8 protein-coding genes are annotated in these 13352 nt (G+C 66.4%); 2 read left to right on the top strand and 6 right to left on the bottom strand.

The annotated features are described in order from the left end of the window. Positions 1 to 20: 20 nt before the first annotated feature. The 5 genes from nagE to ACODTW_RS26745 form a co-directional block, all read right to left on the bottom strand. Positions 21 to 1703 (bottom strand): N-acetylglucosamine-specific PTS transporter subunit IIBC, encoded by a 1683-nt coding sequence (nagE, locus tag ACODTW_RS26725; RefSeq protein ID WP_488949193.1) that lies wholly within the window; start codon positions 1701 to 1703, stop codon positions 21 to 23. Beyond that, positions 1700 to 4348: a phosphoenolpyruvate--protein phosphotransferase gene (gene ptsP, locus ACODTW_RS26730; protein WP_488949194.1), complete on the bottom strand. Its 2649-nt coding sequence runs from the start codon at positions 4346 to 4348 to the stop codon at positions 1700 to 1702. The genes nagE and ptsP overlap by 4 nt, the downstream gene beginning before the upstream one ends. Continuing rightward, a complete protein-coding gene (nagA, locus tag ACODTW_RS26735) occupies positions 4296 to 5435 on the bottom strand; it encodes an N-acetylglucosamine-6-phosphate deacetylase (protein ID WP_488949195.1) in 1140 nt (379 codons plus the stop codon). The genes ptsP and nagA overlap by 53 nt, the downstream gene beginning before the upstream one ends. Beyond that, positions 5432 to 6490, bottom strand: coding sequence for an SIS domain-containing protein (locus ACODTW_RS26740; RefSeq protein ID WP_488949196.1), 1059 nt, complete (start codon positions 6488 to 6490; stop codon positions 5432 to 5434). Before ACODTW_RS26740 ends, nagA begins: the two co-directional genes overlap by 4 nt. Positions 6491 to 6562: 72 nt before the next feature. Next, entirely contained in the window at positions 6563 to 7297 is a 735-nt protein-coding gene (locus ACODTW_RS26745; RefSeq protein ID WP_488949197.1) for a copper homeostasis protein CutC, read from the bottom strand. A 211-nt stretch (positions 7298 to 7508) separates the two neighbouring features. On the opposite strand from ACODTW_RS26745, the gene ACODTW_RS26750 reads away from it, so the two are divergent. Continuing rightward, positions 7509 to 9173 (top strand): peptide-N4-asparagine amidase, encoded by a 1665-nt coding sequence (locus ACODTW_RS26750; RefSeq protein ID WP_488949198.1) that lies wholly within the window; start codon positions 7509 to 7511, stop codon positions 9171 to 9173. Positions 9174 to 9648: 475 nt separating this feature from the next. Next, positions 9649 to 12681, top strand: coding sequence for a TonB-dependent receptor domain-containing protein (locus ACODTW_RS26755; protein WP_488949199.1), 3033 nt, complete (start codon positions 9649 to 9651; stop codon positions 12679 to 12681). Between the two features lie 231 nt (positions 12682 to 12912). On the opposite strand, the gene ACODTW_RS26760 is transcribed toward ACODTW_RS26755, so the two are convergent. Further along, on the bottom strand, positions 12913 to 13352 hold a 440-nt coding region (locus tag ACODTW_RS26760), incomplete at its 5' end, for a tyrosine-type recombinase/integrase (protein ID WP_488949200.1).

Consider the following 13352-nt stretch of genomic DNA (forward strand, 5'->3'; position numbering starts at 1 on the left):
GCCCTGCCGCCCGGTCCTTCCTAAGCCTCTACCACACCCGCATCGGGCGCCAGCAGCAGGTGCAGCACGCCGCCGCCGGGCCGGGCCACGGCCCGCACGCCCAGACGGGTCAGGGCGGCTTCCGTCAGTTGCGACGGATCGGTCAGTTCGACCCGCAGGCGGGTGCCGTGGCGGCTGATGCTGCGGATATTGTCCGCCCCGCCCAGGGCCGTCACCGCCACGGGCACCAGGCGCACCGCCGGGGCGGCCGGCAGTTTGGCCGCGACCGCTGCCGGCTGTTCGCCGCCGGCCGCCAGCGCGTCCCGGATTTCCACGGCCACAGCATCGGCGATGGGGCCCAGCACCACCTGCAAGGCATTGGCCGAGGGGCGGATGACGCCGCGGGCCCCCAGGGCCTTCAGCGATGCCTCATCCACCTGCCCCTGATCGGCAACGATCAGACGCAGCCGGGTCGTGCAGGCCCCGACGCTGGTCAGGTTGGCAGCACCGCCCAGGGCGCAGACGAAAGCGGCCCCGCGGCCTCCTTCGGTTACGGCGGCGCTGACGCCGGCTGCCTCTTCCTCACGGCCCGGCGTCTTCAAATCCAGCCGGCGGATGACGAAGGCGAAGACGGCATAATAGAGCGCGAAATAGCCCAGGCCGACAGGCAGCAGCAGCAGCGGCTTTGTGGCCTTGCCATAGTTCAGCACATAGTCGAACAGGCCGGCGGAAAAGCCGAAGCCCAGCTTCACCCCCAGCAGGTCCATCAGCACCATGGCCGCCCCGGTCAGCAGGGCATGCAGCGCGTACAAGGCCGGGGCCAGGAACATGAAGCTGAATTCGATCGGTTCCGTCACCCCGGTCAGGGCCGAGGTCAGGGCCAGGCTGAACAGCATGCCGCCCACGGCCTTGCGCCGTTCCGGCAGGGCCGCGCGGTACATGGCCAGACAGGCGGCCGGCAGGCCGAACATCATGACGGGGAAGAACCCGGCCATGAAGCCGCCCGCCGCCGGATCGCCGGCGAAGAAGCGGCGCAGGTCGCCGGCCACGCCGTTATAATCGCCCTGCACGAACCAGAACACATTGTTCAGGATATGGTGCAGGCCGGTGACCAGCAGCAGCCGGTTCAACACGCCGAAAATGAACAAACCGGCCCCGCCCGCCTCTGCCACCCCATGCGACAGGCCATCGACGCCGGCGCTGATATGGCTGAAGCCCAGGCCGATGGCCACGGCCAGGACCAGACCGGCCGCCCCGGCGACGATGGGCACGAACCGCCGTCCGCCGAAAAAGGCCAGGTAATCGGGCAGATTGACGGTGGAGAAGCGGTTATAGAAGCCCCCGCCGATCAGGCCCGACAGGATGCCCACGGGCACGTCCAGGCGGGCAACCGCTTTTGATTTCCAGGCGGCGATGGCCAGATCGCCCGTCAGGTCGGGCGGCACGGTCAGCAGGGCCTTGCCCGCCTCCGTCGCCACCAGGAAGCAGACGATGCCCGACAGGCAGGCGGCCCCGTTGCCGTCACGCGCGTAGCCGGTGGCCACACCGATGGCGAACAGCAGACCCAGATGGGAGAACAGGGCATCGCCGGCGGCACTCAGGAACCCGATATCCAGCAGGTCGGGCTGACCCAGACGCAGCATCAGGCCCGCCACCGGCAGCACGGCAATGGGCAGCATCAGGGCGCGGCCCAGCGGCTGCAGCTTTTCCAGGATCGACTTCATGCGGCGAACCCCCGTGCCAGCGTGCGGACATCGGCCGCCGTCGCGCAGGCCAGCGCTTCGGCAGCATGGGCGCGGGCGCGGTCCAGGGTCAGACCGGCGACCAGCGCCTTGATTTCAGGAACCAGGGCCGGCGTGGCCGACAATTCGGTCACCCCCAACCCGACCAGGATGGGCACGGCCAACGGGTCCGACGCCAGACTGCCGCAGACGCCCGTCCAGCGCCCATGCCGGGCCGCCCCCTGACAGGTCTGCGCGATCAGGCGCAGCACAGACGGGTGCAAGCCATCGATGGAACCGGCCACGGCGGCATTGCCGCGATCCATGGCCAGGGCATACTGGGTCAGATCGTTGGTGCCGATGGACAGGAAGTCCGCTTCCGCCGCCAGAAGATCGGCCGTCACGGCCGCCGCCGGCGTCTCCACCATCACGCCCAGTTCCACGGGATCGGCAATGCCCATATCCGCGCGCACGCGGTCCAGCACGCTGCGCACACGGCGCAGTTCATCGACGCCGGCAATCATGGGCACCATGATCCGGCACTGGCCCACAGGCTGCACCGACAGGATGGCGCGGATCTGGTCGGCCAGCATGCCGGGATAGGCAAAGCCGACACGGATGCCACGCAGGCCCAGGGCCGGGTTTTCCTCCGCCGCGATGGGCAGATAGGGGGCGGGCTTGTCCCCACCGATATCCAGCAGGCGGACGATCAGCGGACGGCCTTCCAGGGCCGTGGCGATGGCCTGGTAATCGGCCGCCTGCTCCGCCACGCTGGGTGCTCTTGGCCGGTCCAGGAACAGGAATTCGGTGCGCAGCAGGCCGCTGCCTTCCGCCCCGTTGGCGATGGCCTGCACGGCATCGGCCTGTGATCCCAGATTGGCAAACACCTCGATCCGCGCGCCATCGGCCGTGTGGCAGGGTTTCAGCGCCGCCGCCTTGGCCGCGGCGCGGCGAACCTTCATATCAGCGATACGCGCCCGCGCGGCGGCCAGGGTGGCGGCGTCGGGCGCCACCTGCAACAGGCCGTTGCCGGCATCCAGGATCAGGTCGGTTCCTTCCCTCACCTGCCGCAGCACGGGCCCCAGGGCCACCAGCGCCGGCAGGCCCATGCTGGCCGCCAGGATGGCAACGTGGCTTGTCGGGCCGCCACGTTCAACGCAGAAGCCAACGACATTGGCCGGGTCCAGCGCCATCACCTGCGAGGGCAGCAGGTCATCGGCGATCAGGATCGTGTCGGGCGGGAAGGTCAGGGGCGCATCCGCCTCCCCCGCCAGTTCGGCCAGCACCCGGCGTTCCAGGTCCAGCATGTCATCGGCCCGTTCGGCCAGATGGGTGTCACCCGTGGCGCGCAGGGCCTCTGCCTGCGGCCGGACGGCCAGCCGCCAGGCATGACCGGCGCTGGCGCCATTGCCGATGGCCTCCGCTGCGGCGTCCAGCAGCCCGTCATCGGACAGCAGCGCCTGATGGGCCTGGATGATGGATTTGCGCGGACCTTGCGCGTGCGCCGCCTCCGCGATCAGACGACGGGTAAGGGCGGCAAGGGCGCTGTCCAGACGTGTCCGTTCCACCCCGGCACCGGCACCGGCGGGGTCGACGGTGATTTCCGGCAGCCGGAAGGCACGGGCCTTGCCCACAGCCAGGCCTGCCGATGCCGTGACGCCCGCGACGCGGCCATCCCCCGGCAATGTAGAGATAACCGGTGACGGTGGCGGCAGCGGGGACGGCTTGGCGGTGGTAGGGGCCGCATCGGCCTTCTCCCCCATGCCGCTTTCGATCAGGGCGGCCAGGGCCGCGACGGCCTGGATCGCGTCCTCCCCCTCTGCCGCGATGACGATTTCGTCCCCGAAACCGATGGCCAGCGTCAGCAGCCCCACCGGGCTGCGCGCATTCATGCCCCGTCCAGCCTTGGACCCGGCCTTGGACAAGGTGACCGTGGCCTTGTAACCGGCCAATGCTTCCTTGATGCGGGCGGCCGGCCGGGCATGGATGCCATGGGCCAGCGGCACGGTGATGCGCCGATCCACCCGCGGCCCCGCACCCGATCCAGCCACGGGCGCCGCAGAAATGGCGGCAACCGGCGTCAGCCGGAAAATCTCGTCACCCGCCGTGACCGGCCCGGCGCCACGCACATTGATCAGCCGGTAACGTTCATTCTCCAGCAGCAGCACGGGCGTGATGATGGCGGGCGCGCCCTGGACAACGGCATCCAGGTCGAAACGGATCAGCGGCTGCCCGCGCACCACCCGGTCCCCGGGGGCGACACAGGGGCTGAACCCCTTGCCGCCCAGGGCCACCGTGTCGATGCCGATATGCATCAGGATTTCCACCCCGTCGGCGACGCGGATGGTGACGGCATGACCGCCGGCATTCAGGGCGCTGATCTCCCCATCACAGGGCGCCAGCAGGCAGTCGCCCGTCGGGTCGATGGCGACACCATCGCCCAGCATGCGGCCGGCGAAGACGGGGTCCGGCACTTCGTCCAGCCGCGTCAGCCAGCCGGTCAGGGGGGCGCCGATGGCGATGGCCGCCCCGGCAACAGCGTCGATCTTGTGGGTCGGTGGGCTCATGCTCAGGGTCTGGTCCAGAATGTTGTCGTCAGGCGACGCGGGTGCCGGCGATCCAGGTGCCCGCCGGCTGAAGGTCGGCATCCAGATGGACCCAGTCGGCCATCAATCCGGATGCCAGCGCGCCCCGTTCCCCGGACAGGCCCAGGAACGCGGCAGGCCCGGCAGAGGCCATCAGGGCGGCTTCGGACGGGGTGACGCCCAGCCGGCGGACGCTGTTGCGGAAGGCGGCCGCCATGTCGATGGCCGATCCGGCCAGGGTGCCATCCTCGCCCACGCAGCGCCCGTCCCGCACCAGGATGCGGCGGCCATGCAGGTCGAACTCCATCATGTCGGCCCCGACACAGGACATGGCATCGGTGACCAGCATGAACCGGTCATGCGGGCGGGCGCGCAGGGCGATGCGCAGAACGGCGTCATGGACATGGAAACCGTCCGCGATCAATCCGCACCAGGCGTCCTGATTGTCCAGTGCCGCCCCCACCACGCCAGGGGCGCGGTGCAGCATGGGCGACATGGCGTTGAACAGGTGCGTGACCCCGGTCATGCCCGCGGCGAAGGCGGCCTTCGCCGTTTCGTAATCGGCGTCGCTGTGCCCGATGGCCAGGATCACGCCCAGGTCGCGCAGGCGGGCGATATCGTCCGCCGCCACCATCTCCGGCGCCAGCGTCAGCATCACCTTGCCCCGGTGCGGCCGGGCGAACAGCGACAGCATCTCCGGGTCCAGCCCGCGGAACTTCTCCGCGTCATGGATGCCCTTGCGCTTGGCATTGATGATCGGGCCTTCGACATGCACGCCAAGGCAGCCCGGCACGCCGGCGGCAATGGCCGCGTCGGCCGCATCCAGGGCGCGGGCGATGACGGACGGCACGTCGCTGATCAGCGTCGGCATGAAGCCGGTGGTGCCGAACCGCGCATGGGCGCGGCCGATGGCGGCAATACCGTCCACCGTCGGCTGGTCATTGAACAGCACGCCGCCGCCGCCATTGACCTGGGTGTCGATGAAACCGGGGACCAGCCAGCCGCCCCGCAGATCGATCTTTTCCCGCGCCGGATCGGCGTTGGCCGGGCTGATGGCGGCGATGCGCCCGTCCACGACCCGGATCACCCCGCCTTCCAGCAGACCGGCCGGCGTCACCACCCGGCCATTGACGAAAAGAAACCCCGTCATCGTGTCTCGGTCACCTTGTTCAAATAGAGCGGACGATCCGGATCATGACCGCGGGCCAGCGACAGGGCATTGGCCATCAGATAGAAGCTCTGGATCATCAGGATGGGTTCAATGGCGGGGTGCGCCGCGATGGCCGGCAGGTTGCCGCCGCCCCGCGCATCGGCGATCCGGACATGGGCGCCGCGCCCCTGGAACTCCGCCGCCGCCGACCGCACGCCGTCACCCGCCAGATCGGAACCGGCGAAGGCCAGCACGGGAAAGCCGTCGCGCACGATCGCCATGGGGCCGTGACGCACCTCGGCGGCGCTGAACGCCTCTGCATGCAGGCCGCAGGTTTCCTTGAACTTCAGGGCCGCCTCCTGCGCGATTGCGAAACTGTAGCCGCGGCCGATGGTGAACAGATTGCGCGCATCGCGCAAGGTTTCCACACCGGCCGACCAGTCCAGCGCGGCCGCCCGGCCCAGCAGGTCGGGCAGCGCCGCGACAGCGGCCCGCAGTGCGTCATCATCGGCCCATTCCGCCACCAGGGCGGCCAGCCCGGCCAGGGAGACGATATAGGATTTCGTGGCGGCGACGGATTTCTCCGGCCCGGCCTTCAGCCCGATGAAGGTGTGCGCCATGGAAGCCAGCGGCGACGTCTCGTCATTGACCAGCGCCACAACATGGGCACCGCCATCGCGGTACGCCTGCACCGTCGCCAGAAGGTCGGGGCTGCGGCCGCTTTGAGAGATGGCGATGCACAGCCCGCCTTCGGCCGTCACCGGGGCCGCATAGACGGAAACAACCGATGGTGCGGCGGAAGCGACGGGCACACCCAGCAGGGTTTCGATCAGATATTTGCCATAGGTCGCGGCATGGTCCGACGACCCGCGCGCGCAGGTGACCACCACCGTCGGCGGCGCCTTGCGCAGCAACGCCCCCAGAGTGGCAAAGATTTCCCGATTGGCATCCAGCAGGCGCCGGACGGCCACGGAAGCCTCCGCCGCCTCCCGTGCCATCAACGTCAACCCCAGGCCGGCGCCGTCACCCGTCTCCACCGCGACCACAATTCCCATCCATGCTGTCGGAACCAGAGTTTCGGAGCTTAAGTTATATATTGGTACTATTCAAGGTATTGAATATGGCTTTCATGCAGCCGGCAGCAGCGCCTTTAGCGCCGCCACCCTGGCGGCACTGGTCCGCAGCCGCGGGCCCGCCTGAAAGCCGAAGCGACGCTCAATCTCCCCCGGTTCGCCCAGGGGGGCGCGGCAGGATGCATGGACCTCCTTCACGCCGGCCGCCAGAAGCGGTCCGACATTGGCGGCATCCACACCGCCACCGGCCAGGATGATGATGCGGTCGCCCGCACGCTGCACCAGTTGGCCCAGCATGCCCACCCCATCGACGGCGCGCGGACAGCCGCCGGACGTCAGGATGCGGTGAAATCCCAGGGCAATGGCATCCTCCAATGCGGCCAGCGGGTCCGGACACAGGTCGAAGGCGCGGTGCAGGGTCAGGGAGACGGGGCGGCCGCGCGCGGCGCCTTCCGCCCTTGCATGGTCAACCCATTGGGCCAGAAGGGCCAGATCCAGGCCCCCGCCCGCCCCCGTGGCGCCGATCACCACACCGTCCAGACCGGCCGCGGCGGCGGCGCTGATATCGGCGGCGACCAGGGCCGCCTCCTGCGCATCATAGCGGAAATCACCCTCACGCGGGCGGGCCAGCATCAGCGTGGGAATGGGCGCCTGTGCTGCCAGCCGGATCAGCGATTCGGGCGGCGTCAATCCGCCCAGCGCCAGGCCCGCGCACAGTTCCATGCGATCGCCACCACCGGCCACGGCGGCATCGATGCCCGCCGCTTCCTCGACACAGACTTCCAGCATTTTCCCCTCGACGGTGATTTGCAGCCGAACGCCCGTCGGCGTCGGCGGGCACCGGCAAAGTCTCTAATGCATTACCGAGCCAAGATAAATCCAATATAACTCCATCTTGCTCGAAACATGACCAACCGGTATTGTCGCAGGCGGCGCTGCGGGGGAAAACACCCGCCATCGCGCCGTCACCCCCAGCCGCCATTCCGGAACCGGTTTCCCCATGAAAACCATCCTGTGCTCCGCCTTGCTCGGCGTTGGCCTGACCCTGCCCGCTGCCGCTGCCGACTATGCGCCACCGCCCGTTGCCGCCATAGGCACGAACACCTTTGCCGAGGTGGAATTGCGCGTGCCGCGCCCGGCAACGACGCCCTGTATCGTCACCCTGTTCGACACACGGGAATTCGTGGGCGACAAGCCGGTTCCCTTCGATTACGCCCCGCCCAGGGACTGCAAGGGCCCCTGGGCCAAGGTGGTGATCGAGGTGGATTATGCCGTGTCCGCCGGTCGTCAGTATGACCGGACCGCCATCATCGATGTCGGCGGGGTCAATCTTTATTTCGGCACCACGATGGAACCGCGCAAGGACATCGCCCCGCAATGGCATGCCGAACGCGACGTGACCGACTATCAGGCCTGGCTGCGGGAAAAGCGCAAGGGCGCCACCCTGCTGGTCAATTATGTCGATGATACCTATACCGGACATGTGACGGGCCGGGCCCGGCTGCTGTTCTATCCGGCGGCCAGGGATGTTCCCGCCGCCGTCACCGCCCCCTTCGTGGCGCCCCTGTCCGATGCGCCTGTGCGGCTGGACAGCGATACGCCGCGCCTCAGCGTGACGCAGCGCTTCCCCGCCAACCTGGAACGGCTGCATCTGGACCTGCTGACCGAACCGCAGGGGGCGGACGAATTCTGGTATGCCTGCGTCTCCGACCGGCTGGCCGGGGACGGCAAGAATAATTGCGGCGGTGGCGCCTGGCGCGAGGCGGAGGTCTGGATCGACGGCGCCCGCGCCGGCACTGCCCCGCTTTATCCCTGGATCTATACGGGCGGCATCAATCCCTACATGTGGTTCCCGACACCGGGCATCCAGACCCTGAATTTCGAACCGACCCGTGTCGACCTGACGCCGTTCGCCGGCCTTCTGACCGATGACAAGCCGCACGAGGTCGCCATCACCATCCAGGGCCTGCGGCGCTATTTCCTGGTCACCGGCACGCTGATGGGATGGCAGGATGCGGGGTCCAAGCGGGTCACCGGCGGCCTGATCCGCAATACGCTGGGCGATCCGGAACTGTCGGTCGATGATCAGCGGGTGAAGGTGACGGGCGAAGGCGATCTGAACGGCGATGCCGTCACCCTGCAGTCCCGTCAGTATGAGGTGGCGGGTTTTGTGGAGACGTCGCACGGGCGCGTGGAAACCCGCGTCCGCAATGCCGTCCGATTCGTCAACCGGCAGGATTTCGTGACCACCGACAAGTCCGACATCTGGCGCGTCGATCAGAATACCCAGATCGACAATCTGACCCTGGTGACCGACCGCAACGGGCTGACCACGACCCGCTTCCAGGCCCGTTATCCGCTGACCATCGACATGCAGGTGGAGAAGAACGAGGCAGGGCGCACCCAGCGCCTGAAACTGGACCAGGGCCTGTGGTCTGAAACCGTGTCGACCGATCCGGCGGGTGTTCGCCGCTGGAAGGTCACCGACTATGTCGTCCAGCCAGCGCTGACCGCCATCATCGACACCCAGACCCGGCGTTCATCCAAGGTGACCGGCACCTCGCTGATCCGGCTGTCGGTGAAGGACGAGGCCGGCGGCTGCTATGACCGGACCATCCAGGTTCGCGACAATGCCGTGACTGGTATTGCAGAGGGCTGCCGCTGACCCCGCAATGGGGCGACGGGACGCGACGGGGGCGGACAGGCCCCTGTCGCGCCGGGTGGCGGTTATTTGATCGGATTGGGCTGTTTAGACCATATATAGACGCATGTTAGCGGTTATATTGGGCTCAGCGATTTTTACAGATTTATAATACAAAAGCCTATTTTGGTATTGAATTGATCTTATCTCCATGGCAGCGTCGATCCCGGACCGATGCTGCGGCGGCGGTCCGAACCGGACATGGAAGGAAACAGCGATAAAGCGCCACCATGCGCCGGAGGTGCCCCGTGGTTGGTTCGTCACGTCCACGGGAAGGGCCAGGGGAAATGGGCGGGTAAGGGCAAGAGAGACCTGATCCCGCGTCACCAATCGTGACGAGCTTTTTGTGGGTGGTCGAAGGGCGCCAAGCCCAAACAGAACAGAGGGTGGTGCCCCGGATCGGCCAGCCGACGGGGTAGACATGGAAACGGGGGAGTACATGAAGAGGCACGTCAAACTGCTGCTGACGTCGACCTGTGCCGCAAGCCTGTTAGCGGTAACGGCTTCGGCGCAGAATGCCAGCACCAATAAGGACCAGACGACCGCGATCGAGCTGTCCGAGATCGTCGTCACCGGCACGCGCATCGCCCGGCCGAATGCGACGGCAGCGGCACCGATCCAATCTGTGACCTCTGCCGAGATCACGGCCCAGGCCGCCGTGAATATCGAAGAGGTGCTGAACCGCCTGCCGCAGATCGCACCGGACAGTCAGCAGAATTATCAGGATTCCGATGGCCGTCAGCGCATCAAGCTGCGCAATCTGGGCTTTGAGCGCACGCTGGTCCTGGTGGACGGCAAGCGTCTGGGCACCCAGAACGGCCAGGATGCCAACATGATCCCCACCGCGCTGATCGAGCGCGTGGACGTGCTGACGGGCGGTGCATCCTCGGTCTATGGTTCCGACGCCATCGCCGGCGTCGTCAATTTCGTGATGAAGAAGAATTTCGAAGGCGTTCAGATCAACGCCAACCACAATTTCTTCTATCACAAGAACGAGCCCGGCCTGGTCTCCAGCGTGGCCAACCGCTACAGCTTCTCCCCCGCCACGGGCACGAAGGCCGATGGCGGCCGCAGCGACCTTTCCATCGTCGCGGGCGAGAGCTTCTTTGAGGATCGCCTGCATGTGGCGGCCTTCGCCGACTACCGCAAGGCGGCCCTGATCCCCTTCGGCGCGCGTGAAACCTCCGGCTGCCAGCTGGTGGAAGGGACCAAGGATGGTCCGCTGACCTGCTCCACCTCCACCTATACGCCCAGCGGCTATATCTCCCCGCGTGGCGGCCCGAACAGTGGGTCGGTCTATGTGAACAATCCCAGCGGCAGCCGCGATTTCGTGGCCTTCGGCAATGGTCCGGGCCTGGCCGCCAACCCCTATGACGGCTATTCGTTCCAGCGCAAGGACGAGCGTTGGAATGCCGGTGGCTTCGCCAGCTATGAACTGAACGACAATGCGGAACTCTACACCAACGTGATGTGGTTCCGTGACCGGTCGTCCAACCCCTTCCCGGCCCGCGTCTACAGCTACACGGTCTATGGCGGCACGCCCTATCAGGTGAACTGCAACAACCCGTTCCTGTCGACCAGCCAGGCCCAGGCGCTGTGCGGCAGCAATGCCGGCACGGCCAACATGGTCCCGCTGGAGGTTCGTTACCGCTTCAACGAACTGCCGCATGTGGAAGACGTCTATATCAACAAGGGCACGCGCGTGACCGGCGGCGTCCGCGGCACGTTTGCCGATGTCTGGTCCTATGATGTGGGCGGCGTCTATGCCCGCAATCGTCAGGACTATACCTCGGGCAATTTCCCCGAATATGCCAAGGTCAACCGGTCGCTGAACGTGGTCAATGTCAATGGCACCGCAACCTGCGTGTCGAAGGTGAATGGCAGCGATCCGAACTGCGTGCCGTTCGACGCCTTCCGCGCCGGCAACAATGACCAGGGCCTGTTCGATTACCTGCTGACGGGCCGCAGCGGCACGTCGACCAGCGTCGGCACGCTGAAGGACATCCAGGCCAATGTGCAGGGCGACCTGGGCGAATATGGCATCACCTCCCCGTTCGCAAAGGATGGCGTGGCCGTCGCCTTCGGCACCGAATACCGGCATGACCAGCTGGAAAACTTCGCCGACGCAACCTATCGCGAGGAAAATGGCGGCCAGGACCGGACCCTGAAGCAGCATGCCTGGGAGGCGAATGCCGAGTTCCAGGCCCCGCTGGTGCAGAAGGTCGAAGGTGTGGACCTGCTGCAATTGAACGGCGGCTACCGCATTTCGAAGTACAGCGATAATCCCGACGCCTTCTCCACCTGGAAGGGCGAGGCGCTGTATGCCCCGATCGAGGATGTGACCTTCCGCAGCTCCATCAACCGGGCGCAGCGCGCGCCGACGGTGGTGGAGATGAACCAAGCGCTGAATTACGATTACAGCACGCAGGGCGGCTCGCAGAACGATTTCTGCGCCAGCACCCCGCGGCAGATCCCCGACCCGAAGGACCCGACCAAGCAGATCACCGTCTATGATCCGCCCAAGGCGTCGGCCGCCGTCTGCGCTGCCACGGGTCTGGCCGCCAACCTCTATGGCAGCTCGTCCCTGTCCTGCCCGGACAGCCGCTGCACCATCCGCAGCGGTGGCTTCACGGTGGACCCGGAAACGGCCTATACCAAGACCATCGGCATGGTGGTGAAGCCCCGCTTCGCACCGGGCCTGGTCCTGTCGATCGACCGCTTCCTGATCGATCTGAAGGACAGCATCGGCTATAATGACGACATGTATTTCTGGAACGGCTGCCTGCAGAGCGGCGATCCGTTCTTCTGTCAGATGATCGTCCGCAACGCCAACGGCACGCTGTACAGCCCGGCATCGACGAACCCGACCACCGGCTTCATCCGCGCCGGCACCACCAACTATTATCGCAGCCGTTCCTATGGCTGGGACATGCAGGCCCAGTACAAGCTGGATCTGGATGACCTGGGCCTGACCGATATCGGTACGGTGGACTGGAACTTCGCCGGCTCGCTGACCACCCATGCCGGTGGCCAGGATTCCCCGATCCTGCCGCGGACCAATTGCGCGGGCTATTATGGCGGGCCGTGCGGTCAGCTGATCCCGAAATGGTCGCACAGCCTGCGCGCCACCTACAGCACGGCCGAAGGGCTGTTCACGGCCTCGCTGAACTGGCGTTACCTGGGCTCGCTGACCAATGTCAGCAATTCCCACGACCCGAACCTGGGCTGGAAGGCCGGCGACGACCGGGCAACCTTCTATCGTATCCCCGGTTACAGCTATTTCGACCTGGCCTTCACCCTGCGTGCGGCAGAAAACGTGACGCTGCGTCTGGCCTCGAACAACCTGTTCGACAAGAAGCCGCCGATCCTGCCGAACTCCTACAATTTTGGTCTGTCGCGCAGCAATACGCTGTCCGCCCGGTATGACTCGCTGGGCCGTCAGATCGCCTTGGGCGCCACCATCAATTTCTGATGATGGCTGGACACCGTCCCCTGGTCCCCTGGGGACGGCCTTTTCTCCCACAACTGGGCCGCCGGATCGACAGACCGGCGGCCCTTCTTTTTTGGTGGGGCCACCATCAGCAAGAGGGCAACCGCAGTCATCGGTCAGTATGCCGGCTGGGGGGCCGGAAGCGGACGGACGGGTTTTCGCGCTTGGGGTATCGTTTCCGGACATTCCCGCCCGCCCCGCCGCTGTCACCTTCTATATCTCGGTCGTCTCCGCCAGTTGCAGTGCGTCTTCGACATCGACGCCCAGATAGCGCACCGTCGTCTCGATCTTGGTGTGGCCCAGCAAGATCTGCACAGCCCGTAGGTTGCCGGTCTGTTTGTAAATGAGGGCGGCCTTGGTTCGCCGCAATGAATGGGTTCCATAATCCTCCCGGCGTAGGCCGATCCCGATCACCCATTCCTCGACGAGGCGCGCATATTGGCGGGTGCTGATGGGTTTGGCATGGTCGACCCGGCTGGGGAAGACATAATCAGCAAGCGTCCCGCCCCGACGTTCCAGCCAAGCCTGAAGACTCTTTCGGGCCGTCTCCATCAATTCGAATTGAACCGGCCGGCCTGTTTTCTTCTGAACACAACTAGGATCACGTCCCCGTGCGTGGTGTAGGAGCGCTGGCGCCGGGTCAGACCTGGAGG

It is taken from the genome of Niveispirillum sp. FG148, from assembly GCF_057809655.1.

Bases quoted from the DNA above. Each gene is read 5' to 3' on its own strand.
- nagE (WP_488949193.1), bottom strand. From the start codon at position 1,703: ATGAAGTCGATCCTGGAAAAGCTGCAGCCGCTGGGCCGCGCCCTGATG.
- ptsP (WP_488949194.1), bottom strand. From the start codon at position 4,348: ATGCCGACCTTCAGCCGGCGGGCACCTGGATCGCCGGCACCCGCGTCG.
- nagA (WP_488949195.1), bottom strand. From the start codon at position 5,435: ATGACGGGGTTTCTTTTCGTCAATGGCCGGGTGGTGACGCCGGCCGGT.
- ACODTW_RS26740 (WP_488949196.1), bottom strand. From the start codon at position 6,490: ATGGGAATTGTGGTCGCGGTGGAGACGGGTGACGGCGCCGGCCTGGGG.
- ACODTW_RS26745 (WP_488949197.1), bottom strand. From the start codon at position 7,297: ATGCTGGAAGTCTGTGTCGAGGAAGCGGCGGGCATCGATGCCGCCGTG.
- ACODTW_RS26750 (WP_488949198.1), top strand. From the start codon at position 7,509: ATGAAAACCATCCTGTGCTCCGCCTTGCTCGGCGTTGGCCTGACCCTG.
- ACODTW_RS26755 (WP_488949199.1), top strand. From the start codon at position 9,649: ATGAAGAGGCACGTCAAACTGCTGCTGACGTCGACCTGTGCCGCAAGC.